This window comes from Sphingosinicella rhizophila (genome assembly GCF_032378825.1).
GTDB classification, from domain to species: Bacteria; Pseudomonadota; Alphaproteobacteria; order Sphingomonadales; family Sphingomonadaceae; genus Allosphingosinicella; species Allosphingosinicella rhizophila.
This window is the reverse complement of the sequence record NZ_JAVUPU010000014.1, coordinates 26,956-47,365: the sequence shown is the minus strand read 5'-3', so window position 1 is coordinate 47,365 and position 20,410 is coordinate 26,956. Positions and strand designations below refer to the sequence as shown.

23 protein-coding genes are annotated in these 20,410 nt (G+C 64.4%); 17 read left to right on the top strand and 6 right to left on the bottom strand.

The features are described from left to right. Positions 1-196 precede the first annotated feature (196 nt). Positions 197-3,052: a M16 family metallopeptidase gene (locus tag RQX22_RS18445; RefSeq protein ID WP_315728546.1), complete on the top strand. Its 2,856-nt coding sequence runs from the start codon at positions 197-199 to the stop codon at positions 3,050-3,052. 6 nt (positions 3,053-3,058) lie between these two features. Here the strand turns inward: RQX22_RS18445 and RQX22_RS18440 are convergent, their stop codons facing one another. Both RQX22_RS18440 and purE read right to left on the bottom strand, forming a co-directional pair. Further along, entirely contained in the window at positions 3,059-4,153 is a 1,095-nt protein-coding gene (locus RQX22_RS18440; RefSeq protein ID WP_315728545.1) for a 5-(carboxyamino)imidazole ribonucleotide synthase, read from the bottom strand. Further along, positions 4,150-4,638 carry a 5-(carboxyamino)imidazole ribonucleotide mutase gene (gene purE / locus RQX22_RS18435; RefSeq protein WP_315728544.1) on the bottom strand — a complete coding sequence of 163 codons (489 nt, stop codon included), beginning with the start codon at positions 4,636-4,638 and terminating at the stop codon, positions 4,150-4,152. Before purE ends, RQX22_RS18440 begins: the two co-directional genes overlap by 4 nt. A gap of 92 nt (positions 4,639-4,730) precedes the next feature. Between purE and RQX22_RS18430 the strand changes: the two genes are divergently transcribed. After that, complete coding sequence (locus tag RQX22_RS18430) at positions 4,731-5,327, top strand: GGDEF domain-containing protein (RefSeq protein WP_315728543.1); 597 nt, start codon at positions 4,731-4,733, stop codon at positions 5,325-5,327. 117 nt (positions 5,328-5,444) lie between these two features. On the opposite strand, the gene gpmA is transcribed toward RQX22_RS18430, so the two are convergent. From gpmA to RQX22_RS18415, 3 genes are read right to left on the bottom strand one after another with little or no spacing between them, the layout of a single operon-like run. Next, positions 5,445-6,131, bottom strand: a complete 687-nt coding sequence (gene gpmA, locus RQX22_RS18425; RefSeq protein WP_315728542.1) for a 2,3-diphosphoglycerate-dependent phosphoglycerate mutase — start codon at positions 6,129-6,131, stop codon at positions 5,445-5,447. Between the two features lies 1 nt (position 6,132). Beyond that, positions 6,133-7,266, bottom strand: a complete 1,134-nt coding sequence (locus RQX22_RS18420) for a M14 family metallopeptidase (RefSeq protein ID WP_315728541.1) — start codon at positions 7,264-7,266, stop codon at positions 6,133-6,135. Next, the gene (locus RQX22_RS18415) at positions 7,263-7,838 is read right to left on the bottom strand and encodes a DUF4136 domain-containing protein (RefSeq protein ID WP_315728540.1); all 576 of its coding nucleotides are present in this window, start codon (positions 7,836-7,838) and stop codon (positions 7,263-7,265) included. The genes RQX22_RS18420 and RQX22_RS18415 overlap by 4 nt, the downstream gene beginning before the upstream one ends. 86 nt (positions 7,839-7,924) lie before the next feature. Here RQX22_RS18415 and galE point away from each other — a divergent pair, with 86 nt between their 5' ends. The 5 genes from galE (at position 7,925) to RQX22_RS18390 (ending at position 11,485) form a co-directional block, all read left to right on the top strand. Beyond that, a complete protein-coding gene (gene galE, locus RQX22_RS18410; RefSeq protein WP_315728539.1) occupies positions 7,925-8,965 on the top strand; it encodes a UDP-glucose 4-epimerase GalE in 1,041 nt (346 codons plus the stop codon). Between the two features lie 77 nt (positions 8,966-9,042). Then, positions 9,043-9,168 carry a type B 50S ribosomal protein L36 gene (gene ykgO / locus RQX22_RS18405; protein WP_006833921.1) on the top strand — a complete coding sequence of 42 codons (126 nt, stop codon included), beginning with the start codon at positions 9,043-9,045 and terminating at the stop codon, positions 9,166-9,168. A gap of 40 nt (positions 9,169-9,208) precedes the next feature. Next, positions 9,209-9,817, top strand: a complete 609-nt coding sequence (locus RQX22_RS18400) for an HAD family hydrolase (RefSeq protein ID WP_315728519.1) — start codon at positions 9,209-9,211, stop codon at positions 9,815-9,817. Between the two features lie 31 nt (positions 9,818-9,848). Next, positions 9,849-10,610 carry a histidine phosphatase family protein gene (locus tag RQX22_RS18395; RefSeq protein WP_315728517.1) on the top strand — a complete coding sequence of 254 codons (762 nt, stop codon included), beginning with the start codon at positions 9,849-9,851 and terminating at the stop codon, positions 10,608-10,610. Then, a complete protein-coding gene (locus tag RQX22_RS18390; RefSeq protein ID WP_315728515.1) occupies positions 10,607-11,485 on the top strand; it encodes an NAD(P)H-hydrate dehydratase in 879 nt (292 codons plus the stop codon). The genes RQX22_RS18395 and RQX22_RS18390 overlap by 4 nt, the downstream gene beginning before the upstream one ends. Before the next feature lie 54 nt (positions 11,486-11,539). Here the strand turns inward: RQX22_RS18390 and pyk are convergent, their stop codons facing one another. Continuing rightward, a complete protein-coding gene (gene pyk, locus RQX22_RS18385) occupies positions 11,540-12,997 on the bottom strand; it encodes a pyruvate kinase (protein ID WP_315728565.1) in 1,458 nt (485 codons plus the stop codon). Between the two features lie 227 nt (positions 12,998-13,224). On the opposite strand from pyk, the gene RQX22_RS18380 reads away from it, so the two are divergent. From RQX22_RS18380 to tolB, 10 genes are all read left to right on the top strand, one after another. After that, positions 13,225-13,467, top strand: coding sequence for a DUF2312 domain-containing protein (locus tag RQX22_RS18380; RefSeq protein WP_315728513.1), 243 nt, complete (start codon positions 13,225-13,227; stop codon positions 13,465-13,467). A gap of 260 nt (positions 13,468-13,727) precedes the next feature. Continuing rightward, positions 13,728-14,471 carry a YebC/PmpR family DNA-binding transcriptional regulator gene (locus RQX22_RS18375; RefSeq protein WP_315728511.1) on the top strand — a complete coding sequence of 248 codons (744 nt, stop codon included), beginning with the start codon at positions 13,728-13,730 and terminating at the stop codon, positions 14,469-14,471. Then, a complete protein-coding gene (gene ruvC, locus RQX22_RS18370) occupies positions 14,468-14,965 on the top strand; it encodes a crossover junction endodeoxyribonuclease RuvC (RefSeq protein ID WP_315728564.1) in 498 nt (165 codons plus the stop codon). Before RQX22_RS18375 ends, ruvC begins: the two co-directional genes overlap by 4 nt. After that, complete coding sequence (gene ruvA, locus RQX22_RS18365; RefSeq protein ID WP_315728509.1) at positions 14,962-15,561, top strand: Holliday junction branch migration protein RuvA; 600 nt, start codon at positions 14,962-14,964, stop codon at positions 15,559-15,561. Before ruvC ends, ruvA begins: the two co-directional genes overlap by 4 nt. Next, entirely contained in the window at positions 15,558-16,586 is a 1,029-nt protein-coding gene (gene ruvB, locus RQX22_RS18360) for a Holliday junction branch migration DNA helicase RuvB (RefSeq protein ID WP_315728507.1), read from the top strand. The genes ruvA and ruvB overlap by 4 nt, the downstream gene beginning before the upstream one ends. Positions 16,587-16,691: 105 nt before the next feature. Beyond that, the gene (gene ybgC / locus RQX22_RS18355) at positions 16,692-17,144 is read left to right on the top strand and encodes a tol-pal system-associated acyl-CoA thioesterase (RefSeq protein WP_315728562.1); all 453 of its coding nucleotides are present in this window, start codon (positions 16,692-16,694) and stop codon (positions 17,142-17,144) included. 5 nt (positions 17,145-17,149) lie between these two features. Then, entirely contained in the window at positions 17,150-17,830 is a 681-nt protein-coding gene (gene tolQ, locus RQX22_RS18350; protein WP_315728561.1) for a protein TolQ, read from the top strand. Between the two features lie 7 nt (positions 17,831-17,837). Beyond that, positions 17,838-18,278, top strand: a complete 441-nt coding sequence (locus RQX22_RS18345; protein ID WP_410001664.1) for an ExbD/TolR family protein — start codon at positions 17,838-17,840, stop codon at positions 18,276-18,278. After that, positions 18,278-19,081 carry a cell envelope biogenesis protein TolA gene (locus RQX22_RS18340; RefSeq protein ID WP_315728505.1) on the top strand — a complete coding sequence of 268 codons (804 nt, stop codon included), beginning with the start codon at positions 18,278-18,280 and terminating at the stop codon, positions 19,079-19,081. Before RQX22_RS18345 ends, RQX22_RS18340 begins: the two co-directional genes overlap by 1 nt. Continuing rightward, positions 19,078-20,403 (top strand): Tol-Pal system beta propeller repeat protein TolB, encoded by a 1,326-nt coding sequence (gene tolB / locus RQX22_RS18335; RefSeq protein ID WP_315728504.1) that lies wholly within the window; start codon positions 19,078-19,080, stop codon positions 20,401-20,403. Before RQX22_RS18340 ends, tolB begins: the two co-directional genes overlap by 4 nt. The last annotated feature ends 7 nt before the right edge of the window (positions 20,404-20,410 follow it).

Here is a 20,410-nt window from a genome sequence, read left to right as displayed (position 1 = left end):
TCGCAGCGGATATGGTGTTGCCTTTATGCAACACAAGGGGGCCTGCAATTTCTTGGCCCTTTTCTCCGTAAACGACACGGACGATCTTCCGATCACCTATCCCAATATCAGATCGAGGCCGAGCCCATTTGGGGTGGAGTCCGTGTTGCGTGTCTAATACGGGACGCTATGGTATGAAAAATCGAAGATTCGGAGGATGTTGATGCGCCCCCTCATGCTGGCCCTGATCTCGCTCGCCGCATTCGCCCTGCCGGCGGCCGTGGCTGTGGCCGAGCCCGCCGCACCCGCGACGAAGGGCCTGGCGCCGGTCGCCGACCTTGTCGAGATGGTCGACATCCCCTATCAGCAATTCACGCTCTCCAATGGCCTGCGCGTCGTCGTCCATGAGGATCGCAAGGCTCCGGTTGTCGCGGTCAGCGTCTGGTACAATGTCGGGTCGAAGGACGAACCGAAGGGCAAGACGGGATTCGCTCATCTGTTCGAGCATCTCATGTTCAACGGCTCCGAAAACGCGCCTGGCGACTATTTCGAGCCGTTGCGCCAGATCGGCGCCACCGACTTCAACGGCACGACCTGGTTCGACCGGACCAATTATTTCCAGACTGTGCCGAAGCCGGCACTGGAGCGGGCCTTGTTCCTGGAGAGCGACCGCATGGGCCATCTTCTTGGTGCGCTCACCCAGGAGAATCTGACCAATCAGATCGGCGTCGTCCAGAACGAGAAGAGGCAGGGCGACAACGAACCTTATGGTCTTGTCGAATATGCGCAGCTGGCGGCCTTGTTTCCGGAAGGCCACCCCTATCGCCACTCGACCATAGGTTCGATGGCCGATCTCGATTCCGCCAGCCTCGAGGACGTCAAGCAATGGTTCCGCGACAAATATGGTCCCAACAATGCGGTGCTGGTGCTGGCCGGCGACATATCGGCTGCCGAGGCCCGGCCGCTGGTCGAGAAATATTTCGGCGATATCCCGCGCGGTCCGGAAAACCGTCCCGCCGAGGCGGCTGTTCCGACGCTTTCCGCGCCCAAGACCGAAGTGATGAAGGATCGGGTCGCTGTCACGCGGCTCTACAGGATCTGGGTGGTCCCCGGGCTGCTCGATCCCGATTTCGTGCCGCTCGACGTCGGCGCGGGCGTCCTGGGCGGACTCGCCAGTTCCCGCCTGGACAATGAGCTTGTCCGCCGCGACCAGACCGCCGTCGCAGTGTCGGCGGACGTTCAGCCCTTTCACCGCGTCAGCTTCTTCCAGGTCCAGGTCGACGTGAAACCGGGCGTAGACGCGGATCAGGTCGCACGTCGCCTCGATCAGATCGTTGCCGAGCTGATCGCAAAAGGGCCCACCGCGGACGAAGTGCAGCGGGTCGTGATGAGCAATGTCGCCGCCCGTATCCGCGGTCTCGAACAGGTCGGAGGCTTCGGCGGCAAGGCGGTGGCCCTCGCCGAAGGCGCGCTCTACGCAGACGATCCGGATTTCTACAAGAAGCAGCTGCTCGCTTATGGCAGGGTCACGCCGGCTGCCGTGCAGGCCGAGATGCGTCAATGGTTGGGCCGCCCCGTCTATGCGCTCCGCGTGGAGCCAGGCGAGCGCGAAGCCTATCAGGAAGCGGCGCCGCGCGCAGGCGCCGCAAGCCTGAGGCCGCGTTACTATCGGCAGCCCGAAGCGGGCGAGAATATGATGGCGCCCAAGCCGTTCCAGCGACCGATGCCGGAGGTGGGAACGGTCGCCAATCTCGATTTCCCCGATGTCGCGCGCGCCAGATTGTCGAACGGGATCCCGGTCGTTTATGCCCGGCGCGATACGGTGCCGGTGGTGCGCGTCGCCGTCGAGTTCAATGCCGGCATCGCCGCCGATCCCGCCAAGGCGCCGGGAACGCAAACATTGATGCTCAGCCTGCTCGACGAAGGCACGACCAGCCGCAACTCGATCGAGATCGCCGAAGAGAAAGAGCGTCTCGGCGCGGCCATTTCGCCCGGCGCCTCGTTGGATCGCACCGCCATTTCGCTGGCCGCGCTGACTCCGAATCTCGGACGTTCGCTCGATCTGCTCGCCGACATCATACGCAACCCGGCCTTCGCGCCCGGGGAGGTGGAGAGGTTGCGGGCACGGCAGCTTGCACAGATCGCCAACGAGCTGACCCAGCCCAACGCGATCGCGGCGCGGACGCTTCCGCCGATCCTCTTCGGGCCCGACCATCCCTATGGCCGCTCCCCCACCGGCAGCGGCGAAGCCGAAGCGGTGAGCAAGCTTGGCCGCGAAGATCTGGTCCGCTTTCACCAACGCTGGATCAGGCCCGACAATGCGACCATTTTCGTGGTCGGCGATCTGCCGCTTGCCGATCTCCTGCCCCAGCTCGAAGCCAGGTTCGGCGACTGGACGCCGCCGGCCGTCCCGAAGGGTGTGAAGGACTTTGCGTCGGCGCCGCCGGCGCCGCAGCCGCGTATCGTGCTGGTCGATCGGCCGCAATCGCCGCAGTCCGTGATCCTCGCCGGCATGATATTGCCGATGCGCGGCACCGAGGACCTGCTGACGCTGACGGCCGCCAACGAGATATTGGGCGGGGACTTCCTGTCGCGGATCAACATGGATCTGCGGGAGACGAAGGGCTGGTCCTACGGATCCGGCAGCGGCGTTTCGCTGCGCGAAGACCTGGTTCCTTTCATTGTCAGCGCCCCCGTCCAGGCCGACAAGACCGGCCCGGCCATCCAGGCGGTGATGGATCAGATCAAGGCATTCGTGACCGACCGCGGGCTCACCCCTGCGGAGCTGGAGAAGGTGATCAACGGCAACACCCGGGAATTGTCGGGCCAGTTCGAAACGTCAGGGGCCGTTCTCGGCGCGCTTCGCAGTAACGCCCTCTATCGCCGCCCCGACGATTATTGGGAGCGAATCGCCGAGCGCTATCGCGGCATGACGGTCAGCACGCTGGATCAAGCGGCGCGGCGGGTGATCGATCCGTCCAAGCTTGTGTGGGTCATCGTGGGCGATGCTGCGACCGTCCAGCCGCAGCTCGCGAATATCGGGCTTCCGGTCGAGGTCATAAAGCAGCCCTGACCGATCCTATCTGGAGGAGGATTCAGCCCCGCCCAATCCTTTCAACCGGGTGACATGGCCCATCTTGCGGCCGGGCCGCGCTTCTCCTTTGCCGTAGAGGTGGAGACGCGCGGTCGGATCGGAGAGGATGTCCGGCCAGGAGTCGACATCCCGTCCCACCAGATTCCACATCTCCACCGCCGGGGCGGCCAGGCCTGTCGCGCCGAGCGGAAGACCGCAAATGGCACGGATATGATTTTCGAACTGGGAGGTCACCGCGCCTTCTATCGTCCAATGTCCGCTATTGTGGACGCGCGGCGCCATTTCGTTGAACAGGGCGCCGTCGGCGCCGGCGAAAAATTCGATGGCGAGCATGCCGACATAATCGAGCCGATCCGCGATCTTGCGGGCAAGCACTTCCGCTTCGGCGACCGCGCCGTCCAGATCCTTGCCTGCAGGGGCTTCGGACCGGGCCAATATGCCGTCTTCATGGGTGTTGCGGGGGGCCGGCCAGCATCTCGTCTCGCCATTGGTGCCGCGACAGAGCAGGATCGAGAATTCGGCGTCGAACCGGACAAATGCCTCCAGGATGGCGGGGGCGCCCTTCAAGGCCGTCCAGGCGGCGTCGGCGTCGGCCGGTTCCATGATCCGCGCCTGGCCCTTGCCGTCATAACCGAAACGGCGGGTCTTGAGGATGGCGGGTACGCCGATTTCCGCGAGGGCCGCGTCCAGGCTCGCTCGGTCGTCGACGGCTGCAAAGGACGCCGGGCGGCCACCGAGATCGCGCACGAAACATTTCTCGGTCAGCCGGTCCTGGGCGATCTCCAGCGCCTGACGGGGGGGATGAAGCGGGACCACCGCCGCCAGCGCGGACAATGGCCCGGCCGCGATATTTTCGAATTCGTAGGTGGCGACGTCCACGCTGCGGCCGAACCGCGCCAGCGCCACTTCGTCATCCCAGGCGCCGCGCGTGAAGAAAGCGGAGACTTCGGCCGCCGGCGGCGCTTCGTCCGGCGCATAGATATGGCATTTATAGCCCAGCTGCGCCGCAGCCATCGCCAGCATGCGGCCGAGCTGACCGCCGCCGACGATGCCGATCACCGATCCCGGCTCGATCCTCATTCCGGCCTTTCGGCGATGGCGTCCGTCTGCCTCTGCCGCCAGTCGGACAGCCGGCCTGCGAGCGGCGCGTCGGCCAGAGCAAGGATCGCCGCAGCGAGCAGGCCGGCATTGGTCGCGCCGGCTTTGCCGATCGCCAGCGTGCCGACGGGAATCCCCGCCGGCATCTGGACGATGGAAAGCAGGCTGTCCATGCCGGAAAGCGCCTTGCTCTCCACGGGAACGCCCAGCACCGGCAGGCTCGTCATCGATGCTGCCATGCCCGGCAGGTGGGCGGCGCCGCCCGCGCCGGCGATGATGATCTTGACGCCACGATCCGCCGCACCCTTGGCATAGGCATAGAGCCGGTCGGGCGTGCGATGCGCGGAGACGATCTTCGTTTCATAGGCGATGCCAAGTGCATCCAGGATCTGGGCGGCACGGCACATGGTTTCCCAGTCCGACTGGCTGCCCATGATGATCCCGACTGGAGGTGCTCCGACTGCCATTTCCGACCCTGTTTTGTCCGGCGAAGCAGAACCTCATAACGGCGGCCCCTTCCTTCGTCATCTATTAACCGCCGCCAGGCTATGGAGCTGTCATGTCGAACGGAACGCCCCAGGTTTCCAGCCAGGATTCAGGCCAGCAAATCGACCGATTGGCCGACGAAAACGCGCTCCTGCGCGCGTCGCTCTCGGACGCCCGCGCCCGTCTCGACGAGCTCGAGCAGCTTGCCGACGGGGACATGCTGACCTCGCTCTCCAATCGTCGTGCATTTCTGAAGGAATTGAAGCGCGTGGTGGGCCAGGCCGGCCGTCACGGTACGCCTGCCGCCATGCTCTATATCGACCTGAAGGGCCTGAAGGCGATCAACGAGCGACATGGTCGCCTGGCCGGCGATGCGGCCTTGATCCATGTCGCCCGTTCGCTGCTCGGCCTGATCCGGTCGACGGACATGCTCGCCCGCATCGGCGGCGACATGTTCGCGCTCATCCTCGACCATCTCGACCATAATAGCGCGATCGAGACCGGCGACAGGCTCGCGCGCTGCATTGCGGCGAGTCCCGTCGATCTCGGCGGTACGGAAATCTCCGTCGAGGCATTTATCGGCGTCACCAGCATCCTCCCCGGCGACAGCGTCGATGAAGTGATGGCCCGCGCCGACCAGAACATGGCCCGGGCGAGGACCGGCTTTTAAGGCCGCGACAGAGGTGCAGAGTGCGTTGCGCCAGATGCGGAACATCATGCGCGCTCCAGACAATTATATTCTCGGCCTCAGCGTGAAAGGCGGCTTTCCACTTTCCCGCAGGATGGTTCAGCGGTCCTTGAGATAATAGCGGTCGATGGCCGCGAGATTGTCGTCCAGGTTATAGACGATCGGCTGGCCGGTCGGGATTTCCAGGCCGGTAATCTCATCGTCCGGGATCGCCGAGAGATGCTTTACCAGCGCGCGCAAGGAATTGCCGTGCGCGGAGATCAGCACCCTCTGGCCCGATCTGAGGGCAGGAGCGATGCGCGAATCCCAATAAGGCAGGACCCGGGCGATCGTGTCCTTCAGGCTCTCGGTGCGCGGCACCGCGATGCCCGCATAACGCCGGTCGCTGGCAAGGTCGAACGGGCTGCCGGCCTCCAGAGGCGGCGGCGGCACATCGAACGAGCGCCGCCAGATCCTTACCTGTTCCTCGCCCACCTTGGCGATCATCTCCGCCTTGTTGAGGCCGGTGAGGCCACCATAATGGCGCTCGTTGAGCCGCCAATCCTTCTCGACCGGCAACCACAGCCTGCCCATTTCCTCCAGCGCCAGGTTGAGCGTCTTGATCGCCCGCGTCTGGAGGCTGGTGAAGCAGAGATCGAAGTCGAGCCCGCGTGCCGCCATCAGCCTGCCGGCCTCACGCGCTTCTTCCACACCCAATTCGGTAACGTCGACGTCCCACCAGCCGGTAAAGCGGTTTTCGAGATTCCAGGACGACTGGCCGTGGCGGATGAGGACCAAACGGGGCATATTATTTCCTCAAGACAGCAAGATCGCCGATGATGGCGTGAAGCGCATCAAGGCAGGACCGCGCAAGCAGGCGGCTACGATCCGGGGACCAGCCATAATCCGGATCGGGCAGGTCCTCATTGTCCTTGAAGGGCATTTCGAGAGTCATCGAGACCGCCCCGAAACGCTCGGCAAGCTGGGTGGTCGACATCGACAGATTGGCTTTGCCGGGTTGCGAGATCGCATAGCCTTTTTCGGTCTGGAAATCCGGCGACACCCGCTCCAAGGCCTCGCTATATTTATTGAAGAGAGCGGTCTGCCCGGGTTTCAAGGAAGGGATGCCCTCGAAGCCGGCGAGGAAATTCGCGGCGATGGTTTCGTCGCCGTGGACGTCGATGGCGAAATCGACCCCCGTCCTGTCCATTTCGTTGCGGACGTAAAGGACCTCCGGGCTGCGCTCGAGGCTGGGCGCGTCCCATTCGCGGTTGAGGTTGATACCGGCGGCGTTGGTCCGCAGATGCCCGCGGACGGAACCGTCCGGATTCATGTTCGGCACGATGTGGAAACAGGCTTTCTCGCGCAGCCGTCGGGCCACCGGATCGGCATCGTCGAGCAGCTTCTCAAGCGCCCCTTCCATCCACCATTCTGCCATGGTCTCGCCGGGATGCTGGCGGGCATAGAGCCAGACCTGCAATGGGCCTTCGCCGATCTTCAGATAGTCGAGTTCCTGCCCGTCCAGGGTCTGGCCGAGCGAGCGATGCAAAACGCTCGGATGGACCGCCACGGAGGCGATCAGATCGTGATGGCGCTCCATCGTGTAGGGCGCGAAATAGGCGATCCAGACGCTGCTGCCGGCAAGCGTCACCGGAATGGTCAGGATTCCCTCTGCGAAACGGGTGTCGGTCCGCTCCCATTGCTCGCGGTCATAAGAGATGCAGGCGCGGTAATTTTCCCAGCCGCCTGGATAGGCGGCACCAGCGCAATTGACGATGCGCAGTTCGACCGATTGACCGGTCGTGCCGCTCAGCCGGAAATAGAACCATTGATAGAAATCGGACAGGTTGTCCTTGTCTATTTCAAGGTCGATGCGATTGCCGTCTCCGCCGACGACGCGAATATTGCCGCTGTCGAAACGGCTCGAAACCGAAAGATTCATCGGATCCTGATAGTGCGCCCCGACTCTCCGGGAAAGTCCCGAAACAGCGCTTCGACAAGTTTTTCGACCATTACCGCCGCATCGGCCGAGGGCTTTCCGGGGATATCCTCGGCAACGGCGCGTCCTTCCCAAAAGACGGTGCCGTCGGACCGTCGACGAATCGCCACTTCGAGCAAGGTCGCGATCACGTTGCCGTCGTCCCCGCTGGGCATCGGCGCCGCCATGCCTCGTCCGATGCGCGCCGCACTCAGCGCAGCGATCGCGTCCCGGCTGCCCTGCTCGACGTCGATCAGGGCGACCTGCTCCGATGTCCCGGGGGTGCGGACCACCGTCCAGCCGAGCCGCGTGAGCTGCCTTTCGACGGCGTTCGCATGCGCCGGATATTCGGGACGACCGGCGTCGGCCTTGTCGAAGGGTTCGATCGAGATCTGGGCCCTGGCGACGGGTTCGCCAAGATGGAAGCGGGCGACGTCGACACCATCGCCGGCGTCGCGCCCGCCACCGGTCGAGGAACAGGCTCCCAGGGCCGCGGCCAGGACAAGGATGCAAGCACGTTCAGAAATCGATTTCATTCCGGCACCTCGTGCTTGGCGAAAGGATCGAATAGGGGCAGTTGCGACTTCAAGCTCTTTCTGTCCACACGTCAAGGACCTAAGCCATGCCCGAATATGACGCGAAGCCGACGGTGCTCGTAACCGGCGGTGCCGGCTATATCGGTAGCCACGCCGTGCTTGCCCTGCTGGATGCGGGTTGGCCGGTGGTGGTGCTCGACAATCTCGTCACCGGGTTCGAATGGGCCGTCCCGGCCGGGGCCCTATTCGCGAAGGGCGACATCGCCGATCAGCCGCTGGTGGCGCGTCTCGTCGCGGAGCACGACATCAAGGCGATCATCCATTTCGCGGGATCGGTTGTCGTTCCCGAATCCGTCGAGGACCCTCTCAAATATTATGACAACAATACGGTCAGGAGCCGGTCACTCATCGAAAGCGCGGTCAAGAGCGGGGTCCGCCACTTCATCTTCTCATCGACGGCGGCCACCTATGGCATTCCCGAAAATGTTCCGGTGACCGAGGATGCGCGGACCCAGCCGATCAATCCCTATGGCTGGTCGAAGCTGATGACCGAACGGATGCTGGTCGACACGTCGGCGGCGCATCCTATCAACCATTGCGCGTTGCGCTATTTCAATGTCGCCGGAGCCGATCCCGAAGGCCGAACGGGCCAGTCGACGGCCGGCGCCACCCATCTCATCAAGGTCGCGGTCGAAGCGGCGATCGGCAAGCGCGACCATGTGTCGGTCTTCGGCAGCGATTATGCGACGCCCGACGGCACCGGCATCCGCGACTATATCCATGTCAGCGATCTTGCCGCCGCCCACGTCGATGCGCTGGAGAAGCTTATCGAAGATCCGGCGATCAGCCACGTGATGAATTGCGGTTACGGACGCGGTTTCTCGGTGCTCGAAGTGCTCGACAGCGTCGACCGTGTCACCAATATGAAGATCGCAAGGCGGATGGAGCCGCGCCGGGCCGGCGATCCCGACGCTCTGGTCGCAGACAATAGCCGCATCCTGGCAACCCTGCCGTGGCGGCCGCGTCGGAACGATCTGGACACGATCGTCGCCGATGCGCTGGCCTGGGAACGCCGGCTGGCCGCGCGTGCCGACGGCCATGGCGGCAGCCAAGGCGGTCCGGCTTGACTTGAACCTTGCCTCCCACTAGGGGAGCGCCTTCGTTTTCAGCACCCAATTTGAAAGAATAGGCAGGCGTTACGGCCATGAAGATCCGCAACTCGCTCAAGTCCCTCAAGTCGCGTCACCGCGACTGTCGCGTGATCCGCCGCCGTGGCCGCACCTATGTGATCAACAAGACCAATCGCCGTTTCAAGGCGCGTCAGGGCTGATCACGCCCGTCTCCGCGTAAGTGGATCGGACCCGCGCGCGTTGAAGCCGACAGCCGTCATCTTCGACGTCGGCAATGTCCTCTACGGCTGGGATCCCGACAGCTTCCTCATCCGCCAGATCGCCGACGACGAGGCGCGGATGCGATTCATCGAGGATGTCGATCTGTGGCAATGGCACGAGTCGCTGGATGGCGGGCGGCCGTTCGATGAAGCTGCCGCAGAACTCTCCGAGAAATTCCCCGCTTATGCCGATCTGATCTCCGCCTGGGGGGCGCGATTTGGCGAGACCATCAAGGATCCCGTGCCGGAGGTCCATGCGATTGTCGACGCGCTCGACGCGCGGGGCACGGCCTTGTACGCGATCACCAATTTTTCGGCCGATTTCTGGACGCCTTTCGTGACGCGCGAGCATGAATTCTTCAGCCGCTTTCGCGATATCGTCGTGTCCGGGCAGGAGAAAATGCTGAAGCCGGACCCGGCCCTTTACTATCTTGCATTGCACCGTTTCGGCCTCAAGCCAGGCGAGGCCCTTTTTGTCGATGATCGGGAGATCAATGTCGAAGGGGCAGAGGCGGTGGGCATGCACGGCCACCTTTTCACCGATGCCGGGAACCTGCGCCTTCGTCTGGAAGCCGACGGGCTGCTCTGAACTTTCGCCCGGTTCGGGCTTTCTTCAGGCGATGCGGCAGAGATGGCCTGAAAAGCTGTGGATCGTCCGGCATGGGCAAAGTGCCGGCAACGTCGCGCGCGACGCTGCCCATGCCGCCGGCCTTCACCAGATCGACATTGCCACGCGCGACGTCGATGTGCCGCTCAGCGATCTTGGTCACGTACAGGCGCGCGCTTTGGGGCGCTGGTTTGCCGCTTTGCCCGATGCCGGCAAACCTGAGATCCTGCTTTCTTCCCCTTATGTCCGCGCCCGCCAGACGGCCCAGGCGATTTGCGAGCAGGGCGGCCTCATCGACGCCCGCCCGCCGATCGTCGACGAACGCCTGCGCGAGCGGGAATTCGGGATATTCGACCGTCTCACCACGGCAGGAATCCAGGACAAATATCCGGAACTTGCAGAGCATCGCGCCCTGCTCGGCAAATTCTACCATCGCGCCCCGGGCGGAGAGAGCTGGGCGGACGTGATCCTGAGGCTGCGCGGCGCGCTAGACACGATCAGCCTGCACCATGCCGATCGTCGGGTGCTGATTGTCTGCCACCAGGTGGTGGTCTTGTGCCTCCGCTACATATTGGAGGAGATGGATGAAGCGAAGGTGCTGGCCATCGACAGGGAAGCCGAATTCATCAACTGCGGCGTCTGCGAATATGATTTCGAGCCCGACGACGCGAAGCTGTGCGTGCCGAAGCTCGTCCGCTACAATTTCGCTGCGCCGTTGAGCCAGGAAGATGCGCCGATCACGTCAGCCCCCGACGCCATGGTCGCCGCGCGATGAACGCGCCGGCGCGCTTGGACCGCAGGTCGCTTCGCGAATTTCCACTTCCGATAGCGGATGAGGATGGCGACAAGGAGGATCGTGGCCGGCTGCTTGTGATCGGCGGCAGTCGCGAGCTGGCGGGGGCCGTCTTGCTTGCGGCGCTGGGCGGACTTAGGGCGGGGGCGGGCAAGCTGCAGGTCGCGACCGCGGCGTCGATTGCCATACCGCTCTCGGTCGCCATTCCCGAAGCGCGCGTGATCGGTTGCGACGAGGACGGGCAGGGCTGCCTCGCTCCAGCCTCCGGGAAGGTGTTGCGCGATCTTGCGCGGGAGGCGGATGCGGTCACGATCGGCTGCGGTTTGCAGCACGGGGCGCCGCTCGATGCATTGCTCGAGTCTCTTTTTGCCGATCCCTTCGACTCGACCCTGGTCCTGGATGCGGCCGCACTCGGATCGCTAGCGCCGCTCAAAGAGGCGCTTCGGGGGCGGAAGGGTTCCGCGATACTGCTTCCTCATTCGCGCGAAATGGCGCGCTTGCTTGATTGCGATCATGACGTGGTCGTGGCCGATCCCCTGGCGGCGGTGCGGCATGCCGCCTCGCTTTACGACGCGGTGGCGGTTATCAAGGGGCCGTGCAGCTACATCGCCGTTCCGGAAGGACGGGCCTTCCGCTTCGAAGGCGGCGGCATCGGGCTTGCCACATCGGGTTCCGGTGACGTGCTGGCCGGGATCGTCGGCGGCCTGTGCGCGCGGGGTGCGGATGCGCTGACGGCAACGCTCTGGGGCGTCTATCTTCACGGTGAGTCAGGTAGGAAGCTCGCAAAGGACGTGGGCAGGATCGGCTTCCTGGCACGGGAGTTATTGGATCCGATTCCGGGCCTGCTGGAGAGATAGCAATGCTCCGCCGGACATGACGGGGAGGCGGCCCCGGGACGTCGGCGGCGACCCCTATACCTTGTGCCGCTCCAGTTCGTCGCCGACCAGACGGACGATGTGAATGACATTGGTGGACCCCGGCGTGCCGAAGGGGACGCCGGCGGTGATGATGATCCGCTGGCCGCCGCGGGCGGCGCCGTGACGGATCGCCATGCGCTTGGCCTTGGCGATCATCTCCTCGAAATTGGCGATGTCGCGGGTGCGGACCGCATGCGCGCCCCACAACAGTCCGAGCCGGCGCGCGGTCTTCAAGGACGGCGTCAGCACCAGCAGCGGCACGGACGGCCGCTCCCGCGATACGCGCCGTGCCGTCGATCCCGAGGTGGTGAAGCACACGATCGCGGCCGCGCTCACCGTTTCGACCATGTTGTTGGCCGATTGTGCGATCGCGTCAGCGGTCGTCGGATCCGGCAAGGTTTCGGTGAAATGGACGCGCGCGCCATGGGTCGGATCGGATTCGACGCTGGTCGCGATGCGGTTCATCATTTCCACCGCCTCGCAGGGGAAATCCCCGGATGCGCTTTCCGCCGACAGCATGATCGCGTCCGCACCGTCATAAACCGCCGTGGCGACGTCCGAAACTTCGGCGCGGGTGGGCGAGGGCGAGCTGATCATCGATTCCAGCATCTGAGTAGCGACCACGACCGGCCGGCCCATGCGCCGTGCCGCCTCGACGATCTGCTTCTGCAGTGGCGGCACCTGCTCGGGCGGAAGTTCGACGCCGAGATCGCCGCGCGCGACCATCACCGCGTCGGCCAGCTCCAATATCCCTTCCAGCCGTTCGACCGCCGCCGGCTTCTCTATCTTGGCGAGCAGGGAGGCCCGGCCCGCGATCAGTCGCTTCGCTTCCGCAACATCCTCGGGCCGCTGGACGAAACTCAAGGCGATCCAGTCGACCTGGTTGTCGAGCGCGAAGGCCAGATCCTCGCGATCCTTGTCGGTGAGCGCAGCGAGCGGAAGCACCACGTCGGGAACATTGAGGCCCTTCTTGTCCGAAATCCGCCCGCCCACTTCCACCAGGGTCTCGATACGGTCGGCAGTGGCCGAAACGACGCGCTGGACGATCTTGCCGTCGTCGATCAGCAGCCGGGCGCCGGGCTGGATCGCGTCGAATATCTCGCGGTGGGGCAGGCTGACCCTGGTCTCGTCGCCCGCCTCCTTGCTGCGGTCGAACACGAATTTCTGCCCATTTTTGAGCATGGCGCTGCCGCCCGCGAATTTGCCGACCCGCAATTTCGGTCCCTGGAGATCGGCAAGGATGGTGGTGGGGCGTTCGAGCTCCTTTTCCAGGCCGCGGATCGTCTCGATCAGGGCGAGATGATCCTTGTGGGTGCCGTGACTCATATTGATGCGGAAGGCGTCGGCGCCGGCCTCGGCCAGCCGGCGTATCTTTCCGGCCGTGCTGCTCGCCGGTCCGAGCGTCGCCAGGATCCGCACCTTGCGGGTGCGCGGCACGAACTGGCTTGGCATCGTTTCTCGGGTCGGCATGATTGGCGGAATAGCCACTATTGGTGACAGTTCAACCGGAGAGAGGCTGGTCGTCGAACTCCAAGGCGCTCCGCGCCGCCAATCAGGCTCTTGGCGCATCGCAGCGCCGCGTTCCAGCTTGAGGCGATCAGGGCTCGTGAAGGAGCCGCTTGAGCCGCGGCGCGCGCATCCCTAAAGCCGGCGCTCAACATCAAGGACGAGTGGAAAAAATGGCTGAAGGCACGATCGCGGCGGACGAACTCAGGCTCCTGATCGAGCGGATCGAGCGGCTGGAGGAAGAGAAGAAGGCGATCGCGGACGACGTGAAGGATGTCTATGCCGAGGCCAAGTCGCGCGGTTACGATACCAAGACGATGCGCGCGATCGTCCGCCTGCGGAAGATGGAGAATAACGACCGCCAGGAAGCCGAGGCTTTGCTGGAGACCTACAAGGCGGCGCTCGGCCTCGCCTGAGGCTCGCGGGCCCGGCCAGTACGCGCCGCGCCTTTTCAAGTGTTTAGGTCATGGTTTCACGCTTCAGATCGATTCAATCCGAAGCGATCATGGCCTAGGCGCGCGACGGTGCTGCGAAACGTCGGATCGCGCCGATCGCGCAGCGGCGAAGCGATCCCGCGCCAATCGCGTCCGCGGCCCTTGTCGAAGCACTGTCTTTTCTTCTAACCGAGGATGGAAAGGCCGGGCGGGATCCGGTCGCAGCACCAGGTTCGGAATCAATGGCAGGCCATAGCAAATTCAAGAATATCATGCACCGCAAGGGCGCGCAGGACAAAAAGCGCTCGGCGATGTTTTCCAAGCTGTCCCGCGAAATCACGGTGGCGGCCAAGATGGGTACGCCCGACCCCGATATGAATCCGCGCCTTCGCGCAGCCGTGATGGCCGCCAAGGCCCAGTCCATGCCCAAGGACAATATCGAGCGTGCGATCAACAAGGCGAGCGTCGGCGAAGGCGAAAATTACGAGGAACTGCGCTATGAAGGCTTCGGTCCGGGTGGAGTTTCACTGATCGTCGAGGCGCTGACGGACAATCGCAACCGCACCGCCACCAACGTCCGCACGATCTTTTCCAAGAACGGTGGCAATCTCGGCGCAAGCGGGTCGGTCAGCCATGGGTTCAGCCGGCTCGGGCTCATCTCCTACCCCGCCTCGGCAGGCAGCGCCGACCAGATCTTCGAGGCGGCCATCGAAGCGGGCGCCGAGGATGTGGAATCGGGTGAGGATGGCCACGAAATCTGGACGGCGCAGGAGGATCTGCACGAGGTTGCCCGCGCCTTGGAAAAGAGCCTGGGCGAGCCCGAAAGCACCAAGCTCGCCTGGCGGCCGCAGACTCCGGTCGAGGTCGGCGAAGGCGACGCCGGCTCGCTCCTGAAGCTGATCGATTCTCTGGACGACGATGACGACGTTCAGACCGTCTGGGGTAATTACGAGGTTCCGGACGAGATCATGGAGAAATTGAGCTGATCCTGATCGGCCTCGACCCCGGGCTTGGATGCACGGGCTGGGGCGTGATCGCCGCCGACGGGAATCGACTGCGCCATATCGCCAACGGACAGATCAAGACCGATGCCAGGATGCCGCTCGCCGGCCGTCTCGTCCTGCTCGATGCCGCGCTCGCCTCCGTTCTTGCCGAACATGGTCCGCAGGGCGCGGCCGTCGAGGAGGTTTTCGTGAACGAAAACCCGCAATCGACGCTCAAGCTCGGTCAGGCGCGCGGCGTCGTCCTGCTTGCTGCCGCGAAGACCGGCATGCAGGTCGGCGAATATGCGGCGCGACTGGTGAAGAAGGCGGTGGTCGGCAGCGGCGGCGCCGACAAGGTTCAGGTCCATGCCATGGTTCAGCGCCTGCTTCCCGGCGTCCGGATCAGCGGCGCCGATGCGGCCGATGCCCTTGCCGTCGCCATCACCCACGCCCATCATCTTGCCTCGCGCCGTGCTTACGGGCTGGACGCCGCATGATCGCCAAGCTGCGCGGCCTGCTCGACAGCTTCAGCGCCGATCATGCGGTGATCGACGTGCAGGGCGTCGGCTATCTCGTTTATGCCTCCACCCGCACGCTTGGCGCGCTGGGGGCGATCGGGAATGAGATCGTGCTTCATACCGATATGCAGGTTTCCGAAGATTCGATCCGCCTGGTCGGATTCACGACATCGGAGGAACGGGACTGGTTCCGCCTGCTCACGTCGGTGCAGGGGGTCGGCGCACGCGTGGCCCTGGCCATCCTGTCCGCTCTGTCGATCGATGAACTGCATCGTGCGGTGGCCGGTGGCGACCAGGCGATGGTGGCACGCTCCCAGGGCGTCGGCCCCAAGCTTGCTCAGCGGATCGTCAACGAACTCAAGGACAAGGTCGGATCGATCGCGCTCGGGCCCGGCCGGGACATGCCTGCAGCGATCGCAGGAAGCGCGGGCGCAGATGCCGTCTCCGCCTTGCTCAACCTGGGCTTTCGTCCGGCCGAGGCGGCGGCGGCCGTCGCCCGGGCCGAGGCCGAGCTGGGTGCTGAAGCGACGTTCGACGCCCTGGTTCGGACCGCGCTCAAGAAGGCGGCGCGATGACCGATGCGGACCGCCTGCTTGCCGCCGGCCGCAAGCCGGAGGACGTGGATGCCGCGCTGCGGCCGAAAACGCTGGATGATTTCGTCGGGCAGCGTGCCGCTCGCGAGAATCTCCGCATCTTCATCGAGGCGGCCAAGGCGCGCGGGGATGCGCTCGATCATGTCCTGTTCTTCGGTCCGCCGGGCCTTGGCAAGACGACCCTGGCGCAGATCATCGCCCGGGAGCTTGGGGTCGGCTTTCGTGCCACGTCGGGGCCGGTCATCGCCAAATCGGGCGATCTCGCCGCCTTGCTGACCAATCTCGAAGATGGCGACGTATTGTTCATCGACGAGATCCATCGCCTCAGCCCGGCCGTGGAGGAAGTGCTCTATCCCGCCATGGAGGATCGCGCGCTCGACCTGATGATCGGCGAGGGTCCCTCGGCCCGCTCGGTCCGTATCGATCTTCCCAAATTCACTCTGGTCGGCGCGACCACCCGGCAGGGTCTTATCACCACGCCGCTTCGCGACCGGTTCGGCATACCGGTCCGCCTCACATTCTATTCGGTCGAAGAGCTGGAGAAGGTCGTGCGGCGCGCAGCCGCTCTGCTCGGCCTGGCCGTGACCGACGACGGTGCCAATGAGATAGCCCGCCGCTCGCGGGGTACACCGCGCATTTCGGGGCGGTTGCTGCGCCGCGTCCGGGATTTCGCCCAGGCCGCCGACGCGGCCGAGGTCGACGCCCATGTCGCCGACGGCGCCCTTACCCGCATGGAGGTCGACAAGCTGGGTCTCGACGCGATGGACCGTCGCTATCTGACAATGATCGCGGACATCTACAAAGGCGGGCCGGTCGGCGTCGAAACGCTGGCCGCGGGTCTCAGCGAGCCGCGCGACACGATCGAGGAAGTGATCGAGCCTTATCTGATCCAGTTGGGTCTTATCGCCCGCACCGCGCGCGGCCGCTGCCTCAACGGACGCGGCTGGACCCATCTTGGTCTCAGTCCGCCGAATGGCATCCAGGACGGCCTGTTCGAGGCAGAATGACGAAGCGAGCGGAATATGGGGCCGGCTGCCAACGCAGATTTGGCGCGGTTCGGCAATTCTTCCTTCCCACGCAAATCCCCGCTCCCTAGGACCGCTCTCGTGTCGATGGATTTGAACCGGCCCTATCAAGGTGCCTTCGTGGGGCGGACGCACCATTTCGCGCTCCGCGTCTATTTCGAGGATACCGACACGGCGGGCATCGTCTATTATGCCAATTATCTGCGCTTCGCGGAGCGGGCGCGGTCGGACATGTTGCGCGCGATGGGTGTCGACCAGCGGGCCGCGCTCGAAAGCGGCGAGGGCGTCTATGCCGTGGCCGACGTTGCGATCAAATATCGCCGGCCGGCCAAGCTGGACGACGACCTCCTCATCCTGACGGACATTCTGGAAATCCGGGCCGCGAGCGTCCTCATTCATCAACGAGTCATGCGCGGCGATGAAATCCTCGCGGACGCCACGGTTACGGCCGCCTTCCTTGCGCCGGACGGCCGCCCCAAGCGCCAGCCGCGTCTATGGGTAGATATGTTCAAACGGCTGGAGGGAGAAGGCAAGACGTGACGAATATGGAAATGACGGGAGGCACGATGTCCCCCGTCGCCTTGTTCCTTCAGGCAGATATCGTCGTCAAATCGGTGATGGTCGGATTGATCCTGGCCAGCGTCTGGACCTGGACGATCATCATTGCCCATGCGCTTCGGATCCATCGGATCGGCCGCGACAATGCCAGGTTCGAACGGGAGTTCGCCAAGGCCGAGGACATCGACCGGTTTCACCAGGAGCGTGGCCGTCAGAATCTGCCGAGCGCCAGGGTGGTCGCCGCCGGCATCGCCGAGTGGCGCCGATCCACGGCCGGCGCCAAGGTCGACAAGGAAGGTACGCGGGCCAGGCTGGCCAGCATCATGCATTCGGCCGTGGCGGAAGAGGTGGACAAGCTTGCCGGAAGGCTGAACATTCTCGCGACCGTTGGATCCGTGGCGCCTTTCGTCGGCCTGTTCGGAACGGTTTGGGGCATCATGCGCAGCTTCAGCGACATTGCCGGCGCCAACAATACCAGCCTGGCGGTGGTTGCGCCCGGCATCGCCGAGGCGTTGTTCGCGACCGCTCTCGGCCTGTTCGCTGCGATCCCGGCGGTGATCGCCTATAATCGCATGACACACGGCATCAATCGCATGGAATCGCGCCTCTCCCGTTTCGCGGAAAGCTTTCACGCGACCCTGAGCCGCGAATTGGAAGTCGAGGAGTGATTCGGGCGTGGCGATGGGACCCCTGACCGGCAGCGAGCGGCGCGGGCGCAGGGCGCCGATGGCGGAGATCAACGTCACGCCGATGGTCGACGTCATGCTCGTCCTGCTCATCATCTTCATGGTGACGGCTCCCTTGCTGGTGGCCGGGGTGCCGATCGATCTGCCGGACACCAAGGCCGGCGCGCTCGACCAGGAGGTCAAGCCCGTCCAGATCTCGATCGAATCCTCTGGCGCCATATTCGTCGACGATCGTCCCGTCGCCGCGGAGGCGCTGTCACCATTGCTCGCCCAGATCGCCGGCGGAGCCCGCGACGAAGGCGGACCGCGCATCTTCCTGCGCGCCGACCGGAGTCTCGATTATGGCCGGGTCATGCAGCTGATGGGAGAGATCAACGCGGCCGGTCTGCGCAAGGTCGCCCTGGTCAGCGTCTCCGGGGATCGGAAATAGTGGATCGGGCGGAAGCCACCGGCCTCGGCGTCGCCGTCTCGGGCCATTTGGCGCTGCTGGCGGCCTTGTCGCTCGGGCTCGCCACCGCCACCATTCCGAAGCAGAGCGAACCGATCGAAGTCTCGTTCGTCGACGAGACAGGGCTCGAAAGTGCTTCTCCCACGCCTTCCGATATTCCCCCCGCACCCAAGCTCGCCGAACTCGAAGGCCCGGTTGAGCCTGTGGTGCAGCCCCTGCCGCCGCCGCCGCCCGAACCGGCTCGGGTGCCGCGTCCGCAAGCGGCCGAGCCGACGCCGGTACCCAAGCCAAGTCCGAAGCCAAGGCCCCAGCCCAAGGCCAAAGCAGAGGCGCCAGCGCGGCCGAAGACGGAGGCGCCTGCCAAGTCCGAGACACGCCCCACCGGACGGCTCAGCGGACTGCTGAAAGGAGTCAGCGACAGCGATTCCGACAGCCGCTCCACCGCTACGCCGGGGAAAGTCGCGAGCGCCGCGGTGCGCAATTCCCTGGGCGCAGAGGTGCGGCGGCAGGTCAGGCCGCATTGGCGCGGCAACGCCCCGACCGGCGCGGATGCCGAAAAGCTCCGGACTATACTTGACATAGCGCTCGCCCGCAGCGGCGCGGTCGTTCGCGTCGAGGTCGTCGAGACGACCGGCCAGACGGCAAGCAACCGTCCTCAGGTGAAGCTCCACCAGGAAAAGGCGATCCGCGCCGTGCGTCTGGCGGCGCCTTTCAACCTGCCGTCCGAATATTATGATGCCTGGAAATCCCTCACCATCTCGTTCGACAAGAGTCTTGCACAATGACCAGATCCAGATTCGCATTTCTCGCCATTATCGCCTTGGCCGTCGCCTTTCCGGCATCGGCTCAGCTCAAGGTCGATGTCACGGACGACAGCAGCGCCGATCTCGTGATCGCCATCCCGGTCATGCCCACCCCGCAAAGCGCGCCGACGGCCGCGGGTCCGACCGAAGCGCTCGGCAGGCAGGTAGCGGAGGTGGTTGCCGCCGATTTGCGCGGCAGCGGCCTGTTCCGGCCGCTGGGCCCCGCCGGCGTGAAGGCGATAACCTATCCTGAAGTGACCGCCCCAGCCTTCGATCATTGGGGTGGAACCAGTGCCGCTGCGCTCGTCCAGGGCTTCGTCCGGGCCAATGCCGATGGCCAATTGACGGTCGGCTGTTATCTTTACGACGTCGCCTTGCGATCGGAGCTGACCCGCGCCGGCTATGTTGTCGCACCGCGCGACTGGCGCCGCGCCGCACACAAATGTGCCGATTCCATTTATGCGCGACTGTCGGGGGAAAGCCCGTTCTTCGACAGCCGCATCGCCTATATCGCGGAATCGGGACCGAAGGGGAACCGGATCAAGCGGCTGGCGATCATGGATTCGGACGGTGCCAATCATCGCTTCCTCACCAACGGTCAGTCGGTGGTGCTGACGCCGCGTTTTTCGCCGGATTACAAGCAGATCGTCTATCTGAGCTATGTCGAGAAAAGGCCGCGAATCTATATTTACGACATCGGCACCGGCCGGCAGCGTGTCGTCACCGAAAGCGCCAATCAGACCTTCGCGCCGCGTTTTTCACCGGATGGTCGCTTCATCCTCTATTCCATGTCGGTTTCGGGCAATACGGACATCTATCGTGTATCGGTCAATGGCGGCACGCCGGTCCGGCTTACCAATACGCCCGGTATCGATATCGGCGGCAGCTATTCGCCGGACGGATCGAGAATCGTGTTCGAAAGCGATCGATCCGGCAGCCAGCAACTCTATGTGATGAATGCCGATGGCTCCAACCAGCGGCGGATCAGCTTCGGCGGCGGCGGTTATGGGACGCCCGAATGGAGCCCGCGCGGCGATCTCATTGCCTTCACCCGCATCGCCGGCAATTTCCGGATCGGAGTCATGTCGCCGGACGGCGGCGGCGAAAGGCTGCTGACGAACAGCTGGCAGGACGAAGCGCCGAGCTGGTCTCCAAACGGCCGCGTCATTCAATTCTTTCGCACCAGCCAGGGGCGCGGCGGCAAGTCCAGTGTCTGGCAGGTCGACCTGACGGGGGTCAATGAACGTAAGATCGAGACTCCGCTCGATGGATCCGATCCCGCCTGGGGGCCGTTGCTCCCATGAACCAAGT

Excerpts from the sequence above, each read along its gene's own strand:
- RQX22_RS18380 (WP_315728513.1), top strand. The coding sequence starts at position 13,225 with ATGGCTGAAGGCACGATCGCGGCGGACGAACTCAGGCTCCTGATCGAG.
- pyk (WP_315728565.1), bottom strand. The coding sequence starts at position 12,997 with ATGCCAAGCCAGTTCGTGCCGCGCACCCGCAAGGTGCGGATCCTGGCG.
- RQX22_RS18415 (WP_315728540.1), bottom strand. The coding sequence starts at position 7,838 with ATGAAATCGATTTCTGAACGTGCTTGCATCCTTGTCCTGGCCGCGGCC.
- RQX22_RS18420 (WP_315728541.1), bottom strand. The coding sequence starts at position 7,266 with ATGAATCTTTCGGTTTCGAGCCGTTTCGACAGCGGCAATATTCGCGTC.
- RQX22_RS18430 (WP_315728543.1), top strand. The coding sequence starts at position 4,731 with ATGTCGAACGGAACGCCCCAGGTTTCCAGCCAGGATTCAGGCCAGCAA.
- RQX22_RS18375 (WP_315728511.1), top strand. The coding sequence starts at position 13,728 with ATGGCAGGCCATAGCAAATTCAAGAATATCATGCACCGCAAGGGCGCG.
- ruvB (WP_315728507.1), top strand. The coding sequence starts at position 15,558 with ATGACCGATGCGGACCGCCTGCTTGCCGCCGGCCGCAAGCCGGAGGAC.
- galE (WP_315728539.1), top strand. The coding sequence starts at position 7,925 with ATGCCCGAATATGACGCGAAGCCGACGGTGCTCGTAACCGGCGGTGCC.
- gpmA (WP_315728542.1), bottom strand. The coding sequence starts at position 6,131 with ATGCCCCGTTTGGTCCTCATCCGCCACGGCCAGTCGTCCTGGAATCTC.
- ruvA (WP_315728509.1), top strand. The coding sequence starts at position 14,962 with ATGATCGCCAAGCTGCGCGGCCTGCTCGACAGCTTCAGCGCCGATCAT.
- RQX22_RS18445 (WP_315728546.1), top strand. The coding sequence starts at position 197 with ATGTTGATGCGCCCCCTCATGCTGGCCCTGATCTCGCTCGCCGCATTC.
- tolB (WP_315728504.1), top strand. The coding sequence starts at position 19,078 with ATGACCAGATCCAGATTCGCATTTCTCGCCATTATCGCCTTGGCCGTC.
- purE (WP_315728544.1), bottom strand. The coding sequence starts at position 4,638 with ATGGCAGTCGGAGCACCTCCAGTCGGGATCATCATGGGCAGCCAGTCG.
- RQX22_RS18395 (WP_315728517.1), top strand. The coding sequence starts at position 9,849 with ATGCGGCAGAGATGGCCTGAAAAGCTGTGGATCGTCCGGCATGGGCAA.
- RQX22_RS18440 (WP_315728545.1), bottom strand. The coding sequence starts at position 4,153 with ATGAGGATCGAGCCGGGATCGGTGATCGGCATCGTCGGCGGCGGTCAG.
- RQX22_RS18390 (WP_315728515.1), top strand. The coding sequence starts at position 10,607 with ATGAACGCGCCGGCGCGCTTGGACCGCAGGTCGCTTCGCGAATTTCCA.
- tolQ (WP_315728561.1), top strand. The coding sequence starts at position 17,150 with ATGGAAATGACGGGAGGCACGATGTCCCCCGTCGCCTTGTTCCTTCAG.
- ykgO (WP_006833921.1), top strand. The coding sequence starts at position 9,043 with ATGAAGATCCGCAACTCGCTCAAGTCCCTCAAGTCGCGTCACCGCGAC.
- ybgC (WP_315728562.1), top strand. The coding sequence starts at position 16,692 with ATGGATTTGAACCGGCCCTATCAAGGTGCCTTCGTGGGGCGGACGCAC.